The organism is Gemmiger formicilis (assembly GCF_024462815.1).
GTDB lineage: Bacteria > Bacillota > Clostridia > Oscillospirales > Ruminococcaceae > Gemmiger.
This window is the reverse complement of sequence record NZ_JANGCG010000110.1, coordinates 1-217: the sequence shown is the minus strand read 5'-3', so window position 1 is coordinate 217 and position 217 is coordinate 1. Positions and strand designations below refer to the sequence as shown.

1 pseudogene is annotated in these 217 nt (G+C 57.1%); it reads left to right on the top strand.

What is annotated here, in order from left to right:
* Window positions 1-119: 119 nt before the first annotated feature.
* Window positions 120-217, top strand: a pseudogene (locus NE623_RS14980) (plasmid mobilization protein); the annotation flags it as partial.

The window sequence follows — 217 nt, the reverse complement described above, 5'->3', positions numbered from 1 at the left end:
CTACCGAGGTGCCAAAATTCGCTCTCCGCTTATTTTTGCCCCTGCGGGAATCTTGTTGGGGAGTGCCTTCCCCAAACCCTGCTATGCGCCCTGTCGGGCGAGAAAGGAGGTCACAGACCATGCGAAAGAAATACAATACGCCCCACCGCCGTCATGTGGTAAAGACCCGCATGACCGATGAAGAATACGCCGACTTCACCGGGCGGCTGGCGGCTTA